Below are 21,899 nucleotides of genomic sequence, written 5' to 3' on the forward strand. Positions count from 1 at the left end.
TTTTCTGAACCTTATTTTGTAATATTCACTTTATAAGAATTATAAGAAAGATGGCTTCATCCCATTGATTTTTAAAAGTCTTCCTATCAACAATCTCAAATTAACTCATAAAATATAACAGTAACACAAGAATAAGATAGAAATATTATGTATGTGATGAAATCTTTATATAAAAAGTGCAGTAAGCTTTTAATTATATTAATGCAAATAAATGCAATGTATTTAAATGTATTGTCTATTTTGGTAAGATTTATAGTATGTTTTTCACCCTAAATTTACTTATTACCTAAGGATAGTATCTTCTCTACTCCATATTTCATCTAAAATAGAGCACTATTAGCTCTGAACTTTAAGGAAAAAGTTATTATGAATAAAATATTTAAAGTTATTTGGAATCATGCTACTCAAATGTGGATTGTTGTATCAGAGCTGACTAAATCTCACGGAAAATCCACTAATCAAACAGATAAACGTCAATTGCTTAAAACTATTTTAATCAGTATTACTGCAAGTGGCACATTATTATTTGCTTTGCCAAGTTTCCCTAACTCAGCAACTGTTGGAGGTGGTGTTGGTACAAATGTTTGTACACTAAATAATAATAAAGATTTGGCTTGTGGTAATAATAGTACACAAGCAGGAGGAAATATCACAAACAGCGGTAAGGGTAATATTGCAATTGGTGTCGGCTCAATAGCAAAAAGCGTAAATAGCAAGACAGCTGGTGCAGGAAATATTGCTATTGGTCACAATGTAAAAGCACTTGGTAGTGCCTCATTAGCAATAGGGATTTCTACTGGAAATTATGATGGCTCTGCAACAATTGCCGCTGGCGCAGACTCATATGCAATTGGTAATGGTGCGACAACAGGAGGAGATGGAACACCTCCACAAGAAGGTGGTGAAAGAAAATATACATTAGAGCCTGAAGCAGCAGCAAATGCTGGCACCCCCGGCGGACTAGGAGGAATTGCGATAGGTAGTGAGTCTTGGGTTATGGGGAGTAGCTCTTATGGAATTGCAATTGGTGATAATGCAACCTCTAAAGGTACTCACTCTATGGCTTATGGTCGTTTAGCCTATGCAAAAGGAGACTATACGATTGCTATGGGGACAAGCAGTAACGCATCTGCTAATAAGTCTATATCTATCGGTAACGGTAGCCAAACCACTGGTGAACATGCTCTTTCACTTGGTGCTCATACTAAAGCAAGTGGAAATCAGTCCATTGCTATTGGTGGCTCTAGCTCTGGAACCTATGCTGCTAAAGCTTCCGGTGAATCCTCCATTTCTCTTGGTGAAGAAACTAATTCATCTAACGCTCAAGCTGTTGCTATTGGTAAAAGAGCCAATTCATCAGGAGCTCAAGCCATCGCATTAGGTTTTGAAAGTAAAGCATCAAATGCACAAGCTATCGCAATTGGTAAATCAGCACAAGCAAAAGGAGATAAAGCAATTGCAGCAGGTCATAATGCCAAAGTTGAAAGCTCAAATGCAGTAGCTTTGGGTAACAACATCACTATTGCTAGCGGATATAATAACGCTGTTATACTTGGCTCAGGTAGTACAACTCAGGGGGGAGAAAAACATCGCGATGTAACAGTTAATGGTATCGGTTATTCAAATTTTGCAGGTCACGATAATGTTGCTAAAGGTGATATTGTCTCTATTGGTAACACTACACACAAACGCCAATTAGTAAATGTGGCACCAGGAGCAATGACTGCAACCTCTACTGATGCAGTAAATGGCTCACAGCTTTATATGGTTGCTGACACTGTTGCAAATCTAGCTAAAGCCACTGCAGCACACTTAGGTGGAGGCTCACAGCTTTCTAACAATAATATCACCGCACCTAGTTATCAATTATTCACAGGGAAAAGCGAATCAGCACAAGGAGGTAATAGTAATACCCTTCTCACTGGATCACCATTCACTAATGTTGGTGCAGCACTTTCTGGATTAAATGGATATATCAATAAAGGCTTCACTATTACTAATAATGACAATGCAACCAAAGGTGTAGTAACGCCTGGAAATACAGTTAAATTCACAAACGGTAAAAATACACAATCCAATGTAAAACAAGAGGTAGATGGTGTTACTGAAATTACCTTTAATGTCGAGAATACAGATTTGAATGTTAACGATGGCAAAGTTAGTGTTCCAAATAATGATGGAGCTAAGTTTGTTAATGCAACTACTGTAGCAAAAGCAATAAATAATATTTCTTGGAAAGTCGGTAAAATACAGCATACAGATGACATTACATTTAATAACAGCGATGATGATGTCAAAGGTGGTGATGAAGTGCGATTTGCAGATGGTAATTTTACAAAAATCAGCGTGGGTTCAAATACAGGAAAAACAAAAAGTGTCGTTAAGTTTGATGTTGATGCCCAAAAAGTCGTAGAAGCGTCACAAACACCAGTGGTTTATACAGATAAATATGGTAATAAATTAATCAAAAAAAACAATGGGAAATTTGTTAGAGCTGATCAATCTACTAATAGTGTAGAAATTAATCCCGAAGACGTAATTGCTTCTATTAATAGTGGTGATAATAAGAGCACGAAACCAACTACATTGGCGAATATTAAAAGCAATTTAACGCCTGATGAAAATAATACTTCAACGTCAGCCCCTGAATTTAACACAGTTACGCCAAATAAAAACCACGCAGCAACCCTCGGCGATGTACTAAATTCTGGCTGGAATTTACAAGAAAATGGCACTGCGAAAGATTTTGTGAAGCATGGCGATACGGTGAATTTCGCCAATGGTACAGGAACAAAAGTAAGCATTACAAAAGAAAACAATGGAAATAAAATTCGTATTGATACGCCATTAGCTTATGTGAATACAGCAACCACTGATACATCAACCCCAAGTAATACGGTTAAGTTAGTGGGTGGGAATAATAACGATCCAGTATCTCTAAGTAATCTTGCAAGTGGTTTAGGTAATCAAGACTTAGCAACGGTAGCCGCATCAAACCCAAATAACGCTATTAACGTAAAAGATTTACATAATGCTATTAGCGGTTATTCATTCATGTTAAGTGGTGAAAAAACCGAGGGAGAATTTGAAGCTCTTTCTACGAATACTGATGACGATAAACAGATCAAAAAAGGCGATACATTCAAACTTAACGCAGGTAAAAATATAAAAATTAAGCAAATTGCTGATGGCTATGAAATTGCCACCAAAGATCAAATTGAACTTGGTAAAAATGATCCAAATGGCACAAATGGAAGCCTGAATGTAACAGGTAAAAGCAGTGCTGGTGTTAAAATTGATGGTACAGATGGATCTCTCACCTTAACTGGCGTGCCAAATAATGGGCAAACGCCAAGCTTAAAAATTACTAGCAAAAAAGGAAAGAAAACGCTTGATACAACAGATCCTGCGGATGGTATAAATCGCATCACTTATACTACTGATAATGGAAAAGAACGCCAAGTTGCTACCATGGATGACGGTTTAACATTTGCGGGCGATTTTGGTGCGGAGGCACCTCGTAAGTTAGGTGAGAAGTTAACGATCAAAGGCGGTGAAACAGACACTAATAAATTATCAAATGGTCATAATATTGGTGTGGAATCTAATGCCAATGGCACATTAACAGTAAAACTGGCGAAAAACCTCAATCTAGGAAACAATAATGCGAATGATGGCAGTATTGGCGGGCTAGCACATAATCTACCTCAACCAGCTGATACAGAAGCTAAACAAGATGCACCGAATAATATTGCGGATCAAAATAATCATGCTGCTACCGTGGGTGATCTCTTAAATGCTGGCTTTAATGTAAGGGGTGCAAAAACCGCAGATGGTCAAGTGGAAGATGTGGATTTTGTGAAACCTTATGACACCGTTGAGTTTGTTGATGGTAATGCAACGGATTTAATAGTGACCAACACCGATAACAAAAAGACAACGGTGACGGTGGATATCAGAACCGATGGTCAAACCATTCAGGTTGATCCAAACAGTAAGAAAATAACAGCGGTAACAAGTAATATCACAAATTCAGTTACACAAATAGGTGATAAAACAACATTTACCCCTGATACACCAACAGCGTTAGTTACCGCAAAAACAGTTGCTGATGTGGCTAACAAACTCATTGAAGAAGGGCTGGTTTTTGCAGGTAATACAGCTAATACAGATATCAAGCGTCCTTTAGGCACTAAGCTAACCATTAAAGGGGAAAAAGCGGATGATACCGAGGTATCTGCGAAAAATATTTATGTTAAAGCAGATAATACAAACGGCAAAAATGAGTTAGTCATCAATTTCTCCGAAAAACCAGAGTTTAAAGAACTGAAATTAGCGGATACTGGAAAATCAAGTGTGACGTTAAATACTACAGGAACTGATGATAAACCTTCATTAACCTTAAATGGTGGTCAAAATAATTCACCTGTCTCATTAAAAAATGTGTCTGCAGGCACGATCACTTTAGATGGAACACATCGTGGGGATAAAGCAACTGGTCCAACAGCTATTGCAACAGACACAAAATTGGGTGAGGCACTGAAAAATGCCTATAACGGCTTAGCTAATTTACAGGGTTCATCTGATACTAATGCCTTTACAGTAGCTGATGCGAAAAATCTGGGTTGGATTGTATCTGCGAAAAATAATGACTATGCAGCTGATGTCCGCCATGCAAACGAAGTCCGTTTTATTGGCACCAATATGGCAACCGTTACAGGTGAAACTAAAGATGGTGTGCGTGAAATCACGGTGGATGTAAATGCACAAAAAGTAGTGGAAACGGCACAGATTCCAGTGGTATACACCGATAAGGCAGGCAATAAATTAATTAAATCGCCAAATGGTAAATTCTATGCAGCAGGCACCAAATTAAATGATCAAGGTGAGCCTGAAAATCCTGTAAATACACCAGTTGCAAATGAAGATGTAATTGCATCATTAAATAATGCCGATGGCAGTGCCAAAAATCCGATGGTCTTAGCGAACGTTAAAAGTAATTTAACACCAGACGATAATAACGGTCAATCGACGCCGAACTTTGCGAGTGTTAATAAAAATAACGCCGCTACTGTAGAGGATGTATTAAATTCTGGTTGGGATTTACAGGAAAATGGCACCGCAAAAGATTTTGTCAAACATGGCGATAAAGTGAACTTTATCAACGGTCGTGGTACCAAAGTGACGATTGGTACTGCAAATGGGGCAAATACCATTAAGTTTGATACACCGTTAGCTTATGTGAATACCAACCCAACAACCGATGAGTCTACCCCAAGCAATGAAGTAAAACTTGTCGGGTCGAATAATAATCCAGTCAAATTAGGCAATATTGCTAGTGTGATCAATGATCAAAATCTGTCTGAAGTAGTAAAAACCAATCCACACTATGCGGTCAATGTGTCTGATTTAAATAAAGCTATTGGCGACTTTAACTTTAAGTTAGGCGGTAAAGCTTCAGACGGTGAATTTGAAGCAGCAACAAATAAAGATTGTGACGAGAGTTGTATTAAGAAAGATGAAACCTTTGTGCTTGATGCAGGTAAAAACATCAAAATCAAACAAATTGCTAATGGCTATAAAGTTGCAACCAAAGATCAGATTACGCTAGGTAGTAAAACTGAAAATGCTAAAGAGGGCGTAGATGGTAATCTGATAGTGACTGGAAAAGAGGGTGCTTCTGTCGCAATAGATGGCAAAGACGGTTCTATTACCTTAACAGGCAAGACGGATAATGGTCATACGCCAACTGTGAAAATGGGTTCGGAGAAAGGTAGCAAAACCGTGAATCCTGCCGATGCCAATGGAATTGTTCGAATTGTGTACACCACTACAGAAAACGGTCAACCGAAAAAACGCCAAGTGGCAACCCTAGATGATGGTTTAGTGTTTGCAGGTGATTCTGGGACAGATTCCCCTCGTAAATTGGGTGAAAAAATCACCATTAAAGGGGGAGAAACACAAACCGATAAACTTTCCAATAATAACAATATTGGTGTAGCTTCTGATGGACAAGGCAACTTAACCATTAAACTGGCGAAAAAACTGAATCTCAGCGAACCGAATGAGGTCAACAACGGAAAAATTAGTGGGTTAGGTCATAATTTGCCAGAGTCTAATAATGGAAACAAACAAGGTGCTAACAATCCTAATATTACTGCTGAAAATCAACACAATGCTGCTACTGTAGGCGATGTGCTTAATGCAGGCTGGAATTTGCAAAATAATGGTGCAAGCAAAGACTTTGTGAAACCTTATGACACAGTCAACTTTGTTGATGGAGCAAATGCACAGTTAGTTGTTACAGCAAACGCAGAAGGCACATCTAGTGATGTGACCGTAAATGTGGTGGGCTTACCTGTACAATACACCACCAAAGATGGCATCCCAGTAGCAAAAGTGGGTAATAAGTATTACAAAGTTGATGCAAATGGTAAACCGATCACGAAGAAAGATGATGGAAGCGATGCAGAGGAGATTCCTGTAGCTGATTTAATTACTAATATTGTTAAACCAGGTACAGCACCGAATGTGAAAAGTGATCCAGCTACATTAGGCAATGTGGTCAGTGCGTTAAAACCATATTCTATGACAAATGCTGCAACTAACGGTCAACCAAAAGGTAATTTACTGGATTTAAATACTCAAGATGGCAATACCGCGATCAGTAACAACAATGTAGTAACTGTTGGCGATTTACGCAAAATGGGTTGGGTGATTTCATCGAATAAATCAACGGATAATTTAGCAACGCCATATAGCTCGGCTGTGATGAATGCCCATGAAGTTAAATTTGCGGGAACGGGTGTAGCAACTGTATCAGGTAAAACTGAAGGTGAAACACATACCATTACCGTAGATGTAAATGCACAGGATGCGATCAATAAAGCCCACTTTCCTGTGGTATATACCAAATCGGATGGCACGAAAGTGGTGAAAGATCCAGATTCGAATAAATTCTATGTTGCAAAAGAAGATGGTACGCCTGATAAAACTCAGGAAGTTCAGGCAACGGATCTGATTGCTTCAATGAATAATCCTGCGGATAGTAAAACAAAAGCCTCAACGCCAACCACCTTAACGAATCTAAAAGGTAATTTAAATCGTGTTAATAAGGACGGTAATGTAACGGATCCTGCAGGTCAAAATGTGGCAAATGCCGAAAACACATTAACCAAAGCACCAGCATTACCAGATGCTTTCAATGAAGAGCATAATGACTATAAACTAACTATTCTCAACAATGCGGCAACCATTGGAGATGTGTTAAATGCAGGCTGGAATTTACAAGGCAATGGCAAGGCGGTGGATTTTGTCAAACCATTTGATACAGTCAACTTTGCGGATGGTATTGGTACAACGGTGGAAGTGGTATCCTCTGATAACAATAAAACCAATACCATTAAAGTGAATACGGTGATAGCGTATACTGATGCCAATGGTAAGCTTGTGAAAAAAGCAGATGATGGTAAGTTCTATACTGTAAATGCAGATGGACAACCTGATAAATCAACGACACCAGTAGACAATCCACAAGTTAATCTTGTTAATGCGAAGGATAACAACACCACTACACCAACACGTTTAGGCAATGTGGCAGGGGGTACCAATACCTATGCCGATAAAGCGGCAACACCGGATGGTCAACCTTTGGTGAAAGTTGGGGATAAATACTATGCACCTGATCAATTTGAAGCAAACGGTAAGCTAAAAACAACAGCAACCGAAACTCAATATGATACAGCAGTAGCACCTACCTTAAATGTCACAAAAGCAAAATCAGGTTTAGCAGATTTAGAACATTCTGATCCAAATAATGTGATGACCGTGAGTGATGCGAAAAATATGGGTTGGATTGTGTCTGCCGATGGTAATGACTATGCCAAAGATGTTCGCAATGCCAATGAAGTGAAATTTATTGGCGGCACTGGCATCAGTGTAACGGGTAAAGACAGTACAGATAACAATGCTCGTGAAATCACTATCGCCATTAAAGAGGGGGAAGTAGTACCAAGTAATGAGTACACTGCTGAAGATGGTAAAACTTTAATTAAAGTAGGAGAAGATTTTTACTACAAAGACGACATTGACCCTACTACGGGCAAAGCTAAACCTGGAAAAAATAAAGTTTCTGATGAAATTGCTAGTAAAGCGATTAACAACGGCACAGGCTTTGTGACAGGGAATAAAGTGGCAGATGCTATTAAGAAATCTAACTGGACCTTAGGCAAAGCAAACCCTGATGAAATTGCGAAAACAGCATTTAAATTTGATGCAGGCAATGTGGAACACATTAATCCAAATGATAATGTGCGTTTCTCCGATGGTAAAAATACCCGTGTGGCTTTAGGTACTGTGGAGTCATTAGATCCAGAAGGCAATAAAATCACTACCACAACGGTGAAATTTGATGTGGATTCACCAATTGACTTTAAATATACCGATGCGACAGGCAAAGAGTATGTCAAAGCCAATAATGGTAAGTTCTATGCGAAAGAAGATGTGAATGCAGATGGTTCGTTGAAAACTACCGAAAATGGTGCAGAGCAACCTCAAGCATTAGATGATAATGCTATCGGTATGCTTAACAAAAGTGCTCAATTGACTAATGGATTAGATAAGGATGGCAAAGCTAACGTCTCATATAGGATAGAAGATCCAATTACCAAAGCGATTGAAACTGCAAAAGCAATGCCAAACGCAACAGAGGAGCAAATTGCAGAAGCGAAAGAAAATGCAATTAAAGCCAACCCAACCCCAAAAGACACATTTGTGAAAGGCACAGGTGGGGTGAACTTAAACAATGTCGCTTGGGCAGAGAAACCTGATCAAGCGGTGAATAAAGATCAGTTAGATCAAACCGTAAATAAATCGGGCTTCTTGGTGAAACAAAATGGTACTTCTACCTTAACGGACGATGCGAATAAAGGTTCAACGGAAGATGGTAAAACTGAGAAAGTGACACCAAATGATGTGGTAGATTTTGTCAACGGCACCAATACCAGTGTTACTGCCACCACGACTCGTGAAAATGGTCGTGACGTGACCAAAGTCCGTGTTGATGTGACGGGTATGCCTGTTACCTATACGGATAAAGAGGGTAATAAAGTCGCAAAAGCACCAGATGGTAAGTACTACAAAGTCGATAAAGACACTGGACTTCCTAAAGTTGAAGAAGGAGCTTATATACCAGCAGATAAACTCGTTGCAAGTATGGTTAATCCAGATGGCGATAACACAACAAAACCAACAACCTTAAGCAATATTGCCAACGGTGCGAGTACCTTTGAAGCACCGAAAGGTGAAGGGGATAAAGCATTGAAATTGGCTAATGATGGTAAGTGGTATGAAGCCGATAAAGTGAATGCTAATGGTCAAGCGAAAGCCGATGCACAACCTGCCACCAAACCGAAAAATGTGGGCACGGGTGGATTAGTGGATTTTGCGAACTCCAATCCAAACAATGCTGCCAATATTGGGGATTTACAAAACTTAGGCTGGGTGGTCAGTGCTTCTCAAACAGAGGGTGGCTATACAGACCAAGTGCGTAATACCAACAAAGTGGACTTTGTGGGTGAAGGTTTAGCGAAAGTCACAGGCGTAACCCGAGAAGATGGCACACGTGAAATTAAAGTGAGTGTACAAACCGGTGAGGTGATTGGCACTAACGGTGATAATCCTGTCTTAAAAAATGATGATGGTACTAAAACACCTGTGATCAAAATTGGAAATCAATACTTCAAGAAAGAAGATTTAAATCCAGAGACAGGGCTACCAAAAGCAACAGCTCAACCATTAACGGCTGAAGAAGTAGCAAAAGTGGTTAATGAAGGTAACAAAGGTGCAGGTTTAGTGACAGGTAACCAAGTGGGTGATGCGATTCAAAACTCAGGTTGGAATGTGGGTAAAGCTACATCAGAGGAAGTGAATAAAACCACCTTCAACAATAATGACGGTAAGGCAGAGAAAGTCAATCCTAATGATAACGTTCGCTTTAGCGATGGTAAAAATACCGTTGCTAGCTTAGGTACGGTTAAAGTGGTGGATGAGCACGGTGTGATTACGACCACTACTACGGTAAAAGTTGATGTAGATTCACCAATTGACTTCAAATATACCGATGCATCGGGCAAAGAATATGTGAAGGCAAATGATGGTCAGTTCTATGAAAAAGTGGCAGTGAATAATGATGGTTCATTAAAAGATCCTGTAAATCCACCAACGGCATTAGACCAAGACGCCATTACGAAACTCACCAAAGGGGCACAGTTGACGAATGGCTCGCAAGCAGATGGGGTGAACAATGAAGCCTATAACGTGGTTGATCCAATTCAAGCGGCAATTCAACAGGCGATTAGTGAAAAACTGAAAGCCAATCCAAATGCACCTGCAGAGGAGATTGCGAAAGCGATTGACACTGCCAGAGCGGAAGCCGTGAAAATGCATCCTAATGCGAAGGATAACATCACGCAAGGAACTGGTGGTGTGACCCTCAACAATGTAGGATGGGCAACACAACCTGATCAGGCGGTGAACAAAGATCAATTAGATCAAACAGTTAATAAAGCGGGATTCTTGGTGAAACAAAATGGTGGCTCAACCATTGCAGGTCAAGCAACGGAAAAAGTGACACCAAACGATGTCGTGAATTTCATCAACGGCGGCAATACGGTAGCGAAAGCTGAAACTACTCGTGATCCTGCAACAGGACAAGACCGAACCGATGTAAGCATTCACATGACGGGCTTACCATTAACTTACACTGCGAAAGATGGTACACCAGTGACGAAAGTGGGTGATCAATACTTCAAAGTGAATGCGAATGGTTATCCAATAGGTGAAGCGGTCCCTGCGAGCGAATTAACCACCAACTTGGTGAACCCAACGGCAAAAGCGAATGAAATTGGGGCACCAACGGTGTTGGGGAATGTGGCATCTGGTACGAATACTATTGCGAATAAAGTTGATGCAAAAGGTAATCCATTAGTTCAAGTGGGTGAAGGTGATACTGCGAAATACTATGCGCCAGATCAGTTTGATAATGGCGTGTTAAAAGCAGATGCTAAAGAAGCTGAAAACCCAGCGGATGCCACTACACCAATGCATAAAGCAAAAGACGGTTTAGCGGATCTTATTCACTCTAACCCGAACAATGCGTTAAGTGTGTCTGATGCGAAAAAACTTGGTTTCATTGTTGGGGCAAAAGACAATGAGTATGCTGATGATGTACGCAATGCGAATGTGGTTGAGTTTGTAAGTGGTAATGACATTGCTACCGTGACTGGCGAAACACGTAAAGATGGTGTACGTGAAATCAAAGTAACCGTAAGCAAAAACCCGGTATTTGAAACCGTACAAGTGGGTGGTAAGCTAGGTCCTAAGATTGGTGCGACCCAAGACGGAAATATCCACATTGCGAAAGCAGATGGTTCACCAAGCCGTATCACTAACGTGGCACCAGGTGTCAACCGTAATGATGCAGTGAACTTAGGTCAATTAGACGATAAAATTGGCGATGTACACAAACGCATCAACAAGTTAGATAAAGGTATGCGTGCGGGTGTGGCTGGAGCGACAGCCGTGGCCTTCTTACAACGTCCAAATGAAGCTGGTAAGAGCCTTGTTTCATTAGGGGTAGGTAACTTCAAAGGTCAATCTGCAGTGGCAGTGGGTTACTCAAGAAACTCTGATAACAACAAGATTTCCATTAAATTGGGTAGTGGTTTCAACACCAATGGTGATGTGAATATCGGTGGTAGTATCGGTTATCAATGGTAATCCTCCCCTACTAACATAAACTTTAAGGGTATTGAGTTCAGCTCAATACCCTTTCTTTTTTCTCCAAAAGATGAGAAAGTGTATCCGATTTACGTTTTGGCTTTATCAAACAGAAAAGCGTATAATTTATTCAGGTTTTCTCAACAATAGGATTTTCAATGAAACAAAAAGTCGTTCTCGCCACAGGCAATCAAGGCAAAGTAAAAGAAATGTCAGATGTATTATCTGACTTAGGTTTTGAAGTTATCGCACAAACTGATTTGAATATTGAAAGCCCTGAAGAAACAGGCTTAACTTTTGTAGAAAACGCATTATTAAAAGCACGTTATGCCAGCAAAATGTCGGGGTTGCCCGCAATTGCAGATGACTCTGGCTTAGTCGTTAATGCACTTGGTGGTGCACCGGGTTTATATTCAGCACGCTATGCCGGCGTTGACGGAGCCGCAGCAGATGCGAAAAATCGAGAAAAGCTACTCATCGAATTAAAAGATATTCCACAAGCAGCACGACAAGCAAAATTTGTCAGCTGTATTGTGATGTTACAACACGAAACTGATCCGTCCCCAATTATCGCCGAAGGTGAATGTTTTGGGGAAATTGCCTTTGCCGAAAAAGGGCAAAATGGGTTTGGTTATGACAGCTTATTTTTCAGCCCAGAAGTGAATTGCACTTTTGCCGAGCTTGAAACTGTGGAAAAGAAAAAGATTTCACACCGAGCACGCGCTTTATCGGTATTAAAAAGTAAATTAGCAAACAAAGGAGCTTAGTATGTGGAAAAAGTGCGGTCTATTTTTGTTGAGTTTTACGCTCTCTAACGTTGCTTATTCTTTAGATTATACGGAAGCACAGAGGGAGCTATTGGCCGAGGCGAAAAAAGGCAATGCTGAAGCACAATATAATCTCGCTCTAAGTCTTGAAACAACAACAGATTATGCACATCTACTCGAAAGTGATTTTATCTATTGGCTAGAAAAAGCAGCCAAACAAAATTATGGCACTGCGGTTGATTTACTTGATGATATTCACGCGGAATATGATCCAAAAGAAATTATTAAATTTTCGCCTTACAACACGCAATCCATTATCGATGAAGTACATAATCTGGAAAAAGATACACCTAAAAATTATGCACTAATCACGAGCAAGATAAAAAAAGCCGCTGAATTAGGCAATGAATATGCCCTATCTCAGCTCACTTGGATGTATGGCGATAAAGAATTGGCAAAAAAATATGGTGTCAAATTTTCAACCATTCAAGCTTGCACTTTAGCGATTTATAATAACCGAATTTACGGCGATATTGATAAAGAGGATATGGAATACCTATGCAGTGGTGATATTCTCAATCGTGCTGATTGGGAGCTTGCACAAAAGCTCGCTGAAAAAACCGCAGACAAAATTGTCGAAAATCCGACCGCACTTTTCAGCATTTTAGAGACACTTAAATAAGGAAAGACTATGATCATTACGACAACCCCAAATGTAGAAGGAAAACAAATTACAGAGTATAAACAAATGGTATTCGGTGAAGTGGTTGCAGGTTCAAACTTTATTCGTGACTTCTTTGCCGGCATTACCGATATTCTAGGTGGCCGCTCTGGTGCTTATGAATCAAAAATTGCACGTGCTCGTGAAGAAGCTCTAGAAGAATTACAAAAAAATGCCAAACGCGTTGGCGCAAATGCGGTTGTTGGCGTAGAAGTTAATTACACGTCAATTACAGGCGAAGGCAAAAGTATGTTTATGATCGTGGCAAGTGGTACAGCCGTGGTGGTGCGTTAGTGAATTCACTACAACTTCCACCACTTAGTTTATATATTCATATTCCTTGGTGCGTACAAAAATGCCCTTACTGTGACTTCAACTCGCACGCACAAAAAGGGCAAATTCCTGAGCAGGAATACATCCAACATTTGTTACAAGATCTTCAACAAGATCTGCAACACTACAAACACAGTGTTCAAGATCGTACCCTCTACTCTATTTTTATTGGTGGGGGTACGCCAAGCCTCTTTTCAGCAGAAGGTATTCAACAACTGCTCTCTGGCGTTGAGCAACTTATCCCATTTAAATCTGATATTGAAATCACTCTGGAAGCTAACCCCGGTACAGCCGAAGCTGAACGTTTTAAAGGCTATGTGAAGGCTGGTGTCACCCGTATTTCAATGGGAATCCAAAGTTTTAACGATGATAAGCTTAAGCGTTTAGGCAGAATTCACAATGCACAAGAAGCCAAAAGTGCGGTCAATTTTGCCAAAGTTTCTGGGCTAAAAAGTTTTAACTTAGATCTAATGCACGGCTTACCTAATCAAACACTTACAGAAGCACTGGACGATTTAAAACAGGCGATTAAATTAGATCCGCCGCATTTGTCTTGGTATCAACTCACTATTGAGCCCAATACAATGTTTGCCTATCGTCCGCCTGTATTACCCGATGACGATGAACTTTGGGATATTTTTGAACAAGGTCATCAACTGCTCACCGATGCAGGCTATGTGCAATACGAAACTTCAGCTTACGCGAAGCCTGATTTTCAATGCCAACATAACTTAAATTATTGGCGATTTGGTGATTATCTTGCTATTGGTTGTGGTGCACACGGCAAAATGAGTTTTGAAAATGGCGATATTCTTCGCTATTCAAAAACTAAGCACCCTAAGGGCTATATGCGTGGTGAATATCTCTATGAAGAGAAGCACGTCGTCGCTGAGGATCGCCCTTTTGAATTTTTTATGAACCGTTTTCGCTTATTGGAAGCTGTGCCTAAAGCAGAGTTCATCCAATTTACTGGATTAAGAGAAAAAAATATCAGAGAACAAATTCAATGGGCATTGGGAAAAAATTATATCGTAGAAACTCACCACACTTGGCAAGTGACAAAAAAGGGCAAGTTTTTTTTGAATGAATTACTGGAAGAATTTTTACCTAAATAGGCTTGTTAATCGGAATAATTAAGATTAAAGTATTCCCTTATCATAATATACGCAAACGATTACGTGAATTTTGAAATAATAAAAATCAGTTAACAAATTTCACCAAAATACAAAATGAAGGAATCACAATGGATCAACTTGAAATGAAAAAACAAGCTGCTAAAGCTGCGCTTAAATATGTCAAACCAGACACCATTGTAGGTGTGGGCAGTGGCTCAACAGTGAATTGTTTCATTGAAGCACTTGGTGCAATGAAAAATGAAATTAAAGGGGCAGTTGCTGCATCAAAAGCCTCTGAAGAATTATTAAGAAAACAAGGCATTGAGGTCTTTAGTGCAAACGAAGTCTCAAGTTTAGATATTTATGTTGATGGCGCAGATGAAGTCAATCCACAAAAGATGATGATCAAAGGTGGCGGTGCAGCATTAACACGTGAAAAAATCGTAGCGGCATTAGCGAAAAAATTCATTTGTATCGTAGATAAAAGCAAACAAGTTGATGTGTTAGGTTCAACATTTGCTTTACCTGTTGAAGTCATTCCAATGGCTCGCTCACAAGTTGCACGCAAATTAGTGTCGTTAGGCGGTTCACCAGAATATCGAGAAGGCGTGGTCACTGATAACGGTAATGTCATTTTAGATGTTTACAATTTTGCTATTATGAACCCTGTTGAAATGGAAAAAGAATTAAATAACGTCGCAGGTGTCGTGACTAATGGTATTTTTGCCCTACGTGCTGCTGATATTATTATTGTTGGCACACCTGAAGGTGCAAAAATTATCGAATAACAACAAAGGAAAGCAAATATGACAACTAAAGTCTCACTCGACAAATCAAAAATTAAATTTTTACTTCTGGAAGGCGTTCACCAAAGCGCCTTAGAAGTATTGCAAAATGCGGGCTATACCAACATTGAGTATCACAAAAAAGCCCTTGATGATGAGGAATTAAAAGCAGCAATTAAAGACGCACACTTTGTGGGTATTCGCTCACGTACATTTTTAACGGCTGACGTGTTAGCACACGCACAAAAACTCATCGCAGTTGGCTGTTTCTGTATTGGCACTAACCAAGTAGATCTTAACGCTGCAAAATTGCTTGGGATTCCTGTATTCAATGCACCATTCTCAAACACACGTTCTGTGGCAGAATTAGTACTAGGTGAAATTCTCGTACTAATGCGTAACGTACCACAAGCGAATGCTGAAGTACATCGTGGTATTTGGAATAAATCAGCGGCAGGCTCACACGAAGTGCGTGGAAAAAAACTGGGGATCATTGGTTACGGTCATATTGGTTCACAATTAAGTATTATTGCCGAATCCCTTGGTATGCGTGTATTTTTCTATGATATTGAAAACAAATTACCACTTGGTAATGCTCAGCAAGTACGTTCTTTAGATGAATTATTAGCAATGAGCGATGTAGTGTCTTTACACGTACCAGAAAATGCCTCAACTAAAAACCTAATCAATGCAACACGTATAGCACAATTAAAAGAGGGGGCAATTTTAATTAATGCGGCACGTGGAACAGTCGTAGACATTGATGCATTAGCACAAGCCCTTGAAAGTGGTAAAGTACGTGGTGCTGCGTTAGACGTATTCCCTGAAGAACCTGCATCTATTCAAGAAGAATTTGTTTCACCATTACGTGCATTTGATAATGTGATCCTAACGCCACACATTGGTGGTTCAACATCAGAAGCACAGGAAAATATCGGTTCAGAAGTTTCTGGCAAATTCGTGAAATATTCAGATAACGGTTCTACCCTTTCTGCGGTAAACTTCCCTGAAGTATCATTACCAGAACACAGTGGTACAAAACGTTTATTACACATTCACCACAACAAACCGGGTGTGTTAAACCAAATCAACCAAGTATTTGTGAACGCTAACGTGAATATTGCTGCACAATATTTACAAACTGACCCTAGTATTGGTTATGTGGTAATTGATGTTGAAACAGAAGAAACCTCATCATTATTAACGCAATTAAAAGAGATCGACGGCACAATCCGTGCACGCGTGTTGTACTAATCAGTCAGGTAATCCCGCTATTATGTAGCAGTTGCACAAAGATTTAACTCAATGTTTCTGCTACATTTTTCTTACTCCATTGTAATTTAAAGGTAAGAAAAAATGAATGCATTAGAAAAGTTATTGATTGAAGAAATTTCACTTGCAGAACAAGAAAGAGCTGAATTTGAAGCAAAGATAAAGGGATTAAATCAGAAAATTTTAAACTATCGAGCTGCCCTGAACCACGCAAGGGATTCAGATTTTTCATTAAGTAAGAAATCCGCTTTCAGTCATCACCACGTCAATTAGTGGAGCATATTCTTAAAAAGCAACCTGAAAAATGGTTTCATACGAATGAAATTACTCTCCAAGCACTGAAATTCGATAATCAGTCTATTGATAACGGTGTGCCACGTTTACATTTACAAACCTAAATCATCTTGTTAAACATTCATTGGTTGAGAAAAAGCTAGAAAGGAAAACGTGTTACTGGCGTTTAAAGGCAAGATAGTTCCTTCAATTTCCATCGTATATCAGTAATTCTTGTAATATCCTCTACTACGCCTTATTAAGCCAATGCTTCGCACCAAGCACTGAAACAGTATGTTGTGGTTAAATGATTGGTTCGTACATATCACCTAATAAAAGATAAGTATTTCTCAACAGTAAAACCACTTATTACTATCAAACACTTTTATTCATTAGTAATGAATAGTTTTATTTTTTGGTATAGCAAAGAATATGATTTTATCGTTTACCCTAGTGTTGCCGACTTATAATGAAGCCAAGTGAACCTTACAATCGCTAAAAAATTAAATCCACCCTGAAACAAAAAAGATGCCTTGATTCGCTTTGTGATGTATAGGCTCAAACAAGCCAACCAAGCAAACCGTCTGAGATAGAAGTTGATAGTATGCTTTCTTCATTTTGCAAATTTTCAGATAAATGTGGTTGCTTGCAGATTGGAAATGCCGTTTGAAAACCAAATTCAGACGGCATTCAAACCCCCTTTTATCACGGCAAAAGCGGTAATCCCAATTCGCTTAAAAACGCATTATGTTTCGCTGTTGCCGCTTTGATTTTTTCGTCCAATGCCGTTAAGTTTTGGTGGTTGGCGGTCAAATCAATTTCGGGTTCTGCCACAACATTGCTGACATAACGGGCGATATTCAAATTGCCGCCGTTGTCTTCAATTTCCTGCATAGAAACCCGTCTGGCGTAGCCTTGTTCCTCTTTGCGGAATTGGTAGCAATCAACGATTTTATCAATATGCTCATCGGTTAAACGGTTTTGCCGTTTGCCTTTTTCAAAATCATCAGCCGCGTTGATAAACAAGACATCATCATCTTTCTTGCATTTTTTCAACACCAAAACACACACAGGAATGCCTGTAGAATAAAACAGATTGGCAGGTAGCCCGATAATAGTGTCAATATGCCCGTCTTTCAGCAATTTTTTGCGGATTTTTTCTTCTGCACCGCTGCGGAACAATACGCCGTGCGGCAGGATAATCGCCATTGTGCCGTTATCGCTTAAAAAGTGGAAACCGTGCAGCAAAAAAGCGAAATCCGCTGCCGATTTTGGTGCAAGACCGTAATTTTTAAAACGAAAATCGTTCGCCAACTCTTCTTTGGGCTCCCAGCGGTAGCTGAATGGAGGGTTGGCAATGACGGCATCAAATGTCAATTTTTTAGCAGGATTGGTTTCGTTCAATATATCCCAATCATTAAGCAGGGAATCGCCATGATGGATCGAAAATTCCGTGTCTTTTACCCCGTGCAACAACATATTCATTCGTGCCAAGTTGTAAGTGGTGATGTTTTTTTCCTGCCCATAAATTTTGCCGATATGTCCGTTGTTTTGTGCCATTTGATGACGCACATTCAACAGCAAAGAACCTGAGCCACAGGCAAAATCCAGCACATTGTCCAGTTTTATCTTATTGCCGCTGGCGGGATTTTGGCTGTCCAGCGTAACAATACGGGATAAAACGGTAGAAACTTGTTGTGGCGTATAAAACTCGCCTGCTTTTTTGCCTGAACCCGAAGCAAATTGGGCAATCAAATATTCGTAAGCATCGCCCAATGCGTCACTGTCGGTGGAAAATTCGCTGATGCCCTCGGCAATGCATTTCACGATTTCAACTAATCTGTCGTTACGCTTATCATAGTTTTTTCCCAGTTTTTCCGAGTTGAGATTGATTTCGGAAAACAATCCGCCAAAAGTGCTTTCAAAAGATTCGTTTTCAATATATTTAAAGCCTTGCTGCAAAGTATTGAGCAGTTGATCGCTTTGAATTCGTGCCAATTCGGCAACGCTGCCCCATAAAAATTCGGGTTTAATCACATAATGTACCTTGCGGCGCATCTGTTTTTCAAAATCGGCGACAAAATCGGCGTTTTCGCCATACCACACCGAAAGCGGCGTGCGTCTGTCGTCATCCGCCAACTGCGGATAATCTTTGCCCAGCTCTTTTTGGGCGGCTAGCTCGTAGTTATCGGACAGATAACGTAAAAATAAAAACGACAGCATATAATCGCGGAAATCGTCGGCATTCATCGCACCGCGGAGCTGGTCGGCAATCGCCCACAGGGTTTTGCCTAACTGGTTGAGTTGTTCTTGGGTCATGAGTGTGTTTCTCTAAATGAATCAGGCGTTAAATCTGAATGAAACGGATAAGTTTCCAACAAAGTTTTTAAAACGGTTTTAAATTTTTCTTTATTGTCAGGCAGCATTTCTTTGGGTTCAAAAACAGAATAACCGCCGTGATTTAATACAGGAATCAGGCGTTCGTAAAATTCGGCATCTTCAAGCTGAATACATTTTTTAAAACCTGCCAAACCGTGAAAATTTGCCGTTTTCTCCATAATATTCCGCAAAATGTTGAAATGATACGGATATATCGGCTCATCTTTATCCAATGTATCTTTTAATATTTTCAGCATCGCAACGTGATACAGGCTGGCCGTATCGCCTTCCAGTTTGAGGAAAGCGTATTGGTCGGAATCGTTTTTGGACAATAAATATTTGGGTGCTTTATTCAACTCGTTACACAGCACATTGAAAAATAAACCATGATGGGTAGAAATAATGAACCGAATATCTTGTCCTACTTTGTAATCTTCTGTTTTATAACTTTTCAGCATTATTGCCAAATTGTGTGCGACAGACACCGCATAATTATCGTCCAGCGATGAAATCGGGTCGTCAATATAAACATATTTGACCCATTCATAAGGCGAACCTTCTTGTTTGTCCAAACTCAATTGCAAGATTGCCAAGAAAAAGCACCAAATAAATATATGCTCTTCGCCTCGGGAAACCTTGATATTGTCATCAGAATTTTCAGGGCGGAAAAAGGCAACTTCCCAACGTTCTATTTGTTCTTGATTCCCTTTTTTGCAGTTTTCTTTGCTAATCCGAAAATCAAAATCCACATATTTTTGCAGCAACGGACGGATTCGGGTATCCAGTTCCAATTCCCACATACCGGCAAAAAAGCGGGACGAATCGTTTAACACCAATACACGATCGGTATCGTTTTCCAAATCATTGTCCCAAAAGAACAAATCCTCGGTAAACGCATTAAAATACAGCGTATCCCGCTGCTCATCTTGTTTGCCAATATCTTTAAATGCCATTGATAAGCGAGTCTTGCCCGTACCGTTATGGGCAAAAATCAACTGGCATTTGGATTGTTGGTTTCTCAGGCGTCTTGCCAAATCATTTAAATCGACCAAATCCTTAAACGGATCGTCTTTGGGTGCGTTATTCTTAGCCATAGTTATTTTTATTTTTGCAAAATTTTGTTGAAATTCCACCGCTTGTTTATTGCAGGGTCGGGAACAACTGCTGCATCAAGCCTTTTTTATGGGTTTTCAGACGGCATATCTGCTGGTTTTGTTCGCTGATAAGGCTGTCTAAGGATGACAGGCAATTGGCGATGGCTTGTTGTTCTTCGGGGGGTGGGAGTGCAATTATATAGTTCTCAAAAAATTGAGCTGGCACACGTTGCTGACCAGCAGAACCTGTCATTGATTTTTTCCCTTTAATCAATAATGTATCTGAATAAAGATAAGAAAATAAGAAATTCGGGTTACAGTTATTTTGAGATCTAATTACATGAAATTCCGTACTACCAAAACCATAACCATTTTCTAAATCATTAAGTAATGCAGCTTTACCATTTTCAAAGCACGGTGTTATTTTGGCAAATATAATGTCTTTATTTTTGAATGCAGTATAGCCTTTTTTTACTTTATAAACTTTTCTAGTTTCAAAGCCAATTACTTGCCCATATTCAGAAACTAATGACATTGGAAGAAAACTAATATCTAAATCATCAGGCAAATTTTCTTTCTTCGGATTAACTAACGCAATATCCTTCAACTCAGCAACCTCCCAACCTTTACAATCCTTAAATTGTGGAAATCTCAGTTTCGGATACACTATTGCTTGCTTGCTTGCTTGCTTGCTTGCTTGCTTGCTTGCTTGCTTGCTTGCTTGCTTGCTTGCTTGCTTGCTTGCTTGCTTGCAGGTCATTGTGGCTTGGGAATAATTGCTGCATCAAGCCTTTTTTATGCTGTTTTAGGGCGGCAAGTTTTTGCTCCTGCAATTCAATCAGTTCGTCAAGTGATGACAGGCAATCGGCGATTTTTTGTTGTTCTGTGATTTCAGGTAATGCAATAGATAACGTAGATGCTTGCTTATATGAAATAGACTTTCCATCCCTCAAACTATTATTCAAACTATTTTGAATCTGTTGAATAAAACGTTCTTGCTTAAAATAAATTCGGAAAAAGTAATTGCAAATTTTAATTTTAGGATATAAAACAACATATGCAGGCGATATAATTCCTTCATACTCTGAATATTCGAATCCACCTTCAAATGAACGTAAACTAATAACAAAATCTTTTGGCAATACTAATTTATATCCACTTAAGTTTTTTCTATCACGAATAACAGACTTTTCCATTAATTCATAAGGAATAACGCCTCTATCTTGTGTTGCTGCTAAAACTGTTTTTTCAGGAGTATTTTTCTTACTTCTTTCAGAAAATAATTCTCCTAAGATTTTTTTATCCCACCCCGATGCCATATGAAACTCAGGAAAACGCAACTTGGGTGTGATTTTTTGGCTGTCTTCTTGTTTGTTCATTAA

Annotated in this window: 12 protein-coding genes; 8 read left to right on the forward strand and 4 right to left on the reverse strand. The window is 39.5% G+C overall.

Going from position 1 to position 21,899, the window contains the following annotated elements; genetic code table 11:
• The first annotated feature begins 366 nt into the window (after nt 1-366).
• The 8 genes from CKV78_RS07090 (at nt 367) to CKV78_RS10635 (ending at nt 17,044) form a co-directional block, all read left to right on the forward strand.
• Nucleotides 367-11,778: an ESPR-type extended signal peptide-containing protein gene (locus CKV78_RS07090; protein ID WP_005763359.1), complete on the forward strand. Its 11,412-nt coding sequence runs from the start codon at nt 367-369 to the stop codon at nt 11,776-11,778.
• Nucleotides 11,779-11,936: 158 nt separating this feature from the next.
• A complete protein-coding gene (gene rdgB / locus CKV78_RS07095) occupies nt 11,937-12,545 on the forward strand; it encodes an RdgB/HAM1 family non-canonical purine NTP pyrophosphatase (protein ID WP_005763361.1) in 609 nt (202 codons plus the stop codon).
• Between the two features lies 1 nt (nt 12,546).
• On the forward strand, nt 12,547-13,227 hold the full coding sequence (locus CKV78_RS07100; RefSeq protein WP_005763363.1) for an SEL1-like repeat protein: 681 nt from the start codon (nt 12,547-12,549) through the stop codon (nt 13,225-13,227).
• Nucleotides 13,228-13,236: 9 nt separating this feature from the next.
• Nucleotides 13,237-13,560, forward strand: coding sequence for a YbjQ family protein (locus CKV78_RS07105; RefSeq protein ID WP_005763365.1), 324 nt, complete (start codon nt 13,237-13,239; stop codon nt 13,558-13,560).
• Entirely contained in the window at nt 13,560-14,714 is a 1,155-nt protein-coding gene (hemW, locus tag CKV78_RS07110; protein ID WP_005763367.1) for a radical SAM family heme chaperone HemW, read from the forward strand. Before CKV78_RS07105 ends, hemW begins: the two co-directional genes overlap by 1 nt.
• A 128-nt stretch (nt 14,715-14,842) precedes the next feature.
• On the forward strand, nt 14,843-15,502 hold the full coding sequence (gene rpiA, locus CKV78_RS07115; protein ID WP_005763369.1) for a ribose-5-phosphate isomerase RpiA: 660 nt from the start codon (nt 14,843-14,845) through the stop codon (nt 15,500-15,502).
• A gap of 18 nt (nt 15,503-15,520) precedes the next feature.
• Nucleotides 15,521-16,753: a phosphoglycerate dehydrogenase gene (serA, locus tag CKV78_RS07120; protein WP_005763370.1), complete on the forward strand. Its 1,233-nt coding sequence runs from the start codon at nt 15,521-15,523 to the stop codon at nt 16,751-16,753.
• 102 nt (nt 16,754-16,855) lie between these two features.
• Complete coding sequence (locus CKV78_RS10635) at nt 16,856-17,044, forward strand: hypothetical protein (protein ID WP_005763371.1); 189 nt, start codon at nt 16,856-16,858, stop codon at nt 17,042-17,044.
• A 705-nt stretch (nt 17,045-17,749) separates the two neighbouring features.
• Here CKV78_RS10635 and CKV78_RS07130 read toward each other — a convergent pair.
• Genes CKV78_RS07130 through CKV78_RS10675 form a run of 4 tightly spaced genes read right to left on the reverse strand, consistent with a single transcriptional unit; the run spans nt 17,750 to nt 21,896 of the window.
• Complete coding sequence (locus CKV78_RS07130) at nt 17,750-19,363, reverse strand: type I restriction-modification system subunit M (RefSeq protein WP_005763375.1); 1,614 nt, start codon at nt 19,361-19,363, stop codon at nt 17,750-17,752.
• Complete coding sequence (locus CKV78_RS07135; protein ID WP_005763376.1) at nt 19,360-20,556, reverse strand: AAA family ATPase; 1,197 nt, start codon at nt 20,554-20,556, stop codon at nt 19,360-19,362. The genes CKV78_RS07130 and CKV78_RS07135 overlap by 4 nt, the downstream gene beginning before the upstream one ends.
• Nucleotides 20,557-20,563: 7 nt before the next feature.
• The gene (locus tag CKV78_RS07140; protein WP_005763377.1) at nt 20,564-21,184 is read right to left on the reverse strand and encodes a restriction endonuclease subunit S; all 621 of its coding nucleotides are present in this window, start codon (nt 21,182-21,184) and stop codon (nt 20,564-20,566) included.
• Complete coding sequence (locus CKV78_RS10675) at nt 21,153-21,896, reverse strand: restriction endonuclease subunit S (RefSeq protein WP_095075297.1); 744 nt, start codon at nt 21,894-21,896, stop codon at nt 21,153-21,155. Before CKV78_RS10675 ends, CKV78_RS07140 begins: the two co-directional genes overlap by 32 nt.
• Nucleotides 21,897-21,899: the final 3 nt, after the last annotated feature.

The sequence above is a fragment of the Pasteurella dagmatis genome (assembly GCF_900186835.1).
Lineage (GTDB): Bacteria > Pseudomonadota > Gammaproteobacteria > Enterobacterales > Pasteurellaceae > Pasteurella > Pasteurella dagmatis.

Bases quoted from the DNA above. Each gene is read 5' to 3' on its own strand.
- CKV78_RS07090 (WP_005763359.1), top strand. From the start codon at position 367: ATGAATAAAATATTTAAAGTTATTTGGAATCATGCTACTCAAATGTGG.
- rdgB (WP_005763361.1), top strand. From the start codon at position 11,937: ATGAAACAAAAAGTCGTTCTCGCCACAGGCAATCAAGGCAAAGTAAAA.
- CKV78_RS07100 (WP_005763363.1), top strand. From the start codon at position 12,547: ATGTGGAAAAAGTGCGGTCTATTTTTGTTGAGTTTTACGCTCTCTAAC.
- CKV78_RS07105 (WP_005763365.1), top strand. From the start codon at position 13,237: ATGATCATTACGACAACCCCAAATGTAGAAGGAAAACAAATTACAGAG.
- rpiA (WP_005763369.1), top strand. From the start codon at position 14,843: ATGGATCAACTTGAAATGAAAAAACAAGCTGCTAAAGCTGCGCTTAAA.
- serA (WP_005763370.1), top strand. From the start codon at position 15,521: ATGACAACTAAAGTCTCACTCGACAAATCAAAAATTAAATTTTTACTT.
- CKV78_RS10635 (WP_005763371.1), top strand. From the start codon at position 16,856: ATGAATGCATTAGAAAAGTTATTGATTGAAGAAATTTCACTTGCAGAA.
- CKV78_RS07130 (WP_005763375.1), bottom strand. From the start codon at position 19,363: ATGACCCAAGAACAACTCAACCAGTTAGGCAAAACCCTGTGGGCGATT.
- CKV78_RS10675 (WP_095075297.1), bottom strand. From the start codon at position 21,896: ATGAACAAACAAGAAGACAGCCAAAAAATCACACCCAAGTTGCGTTTT.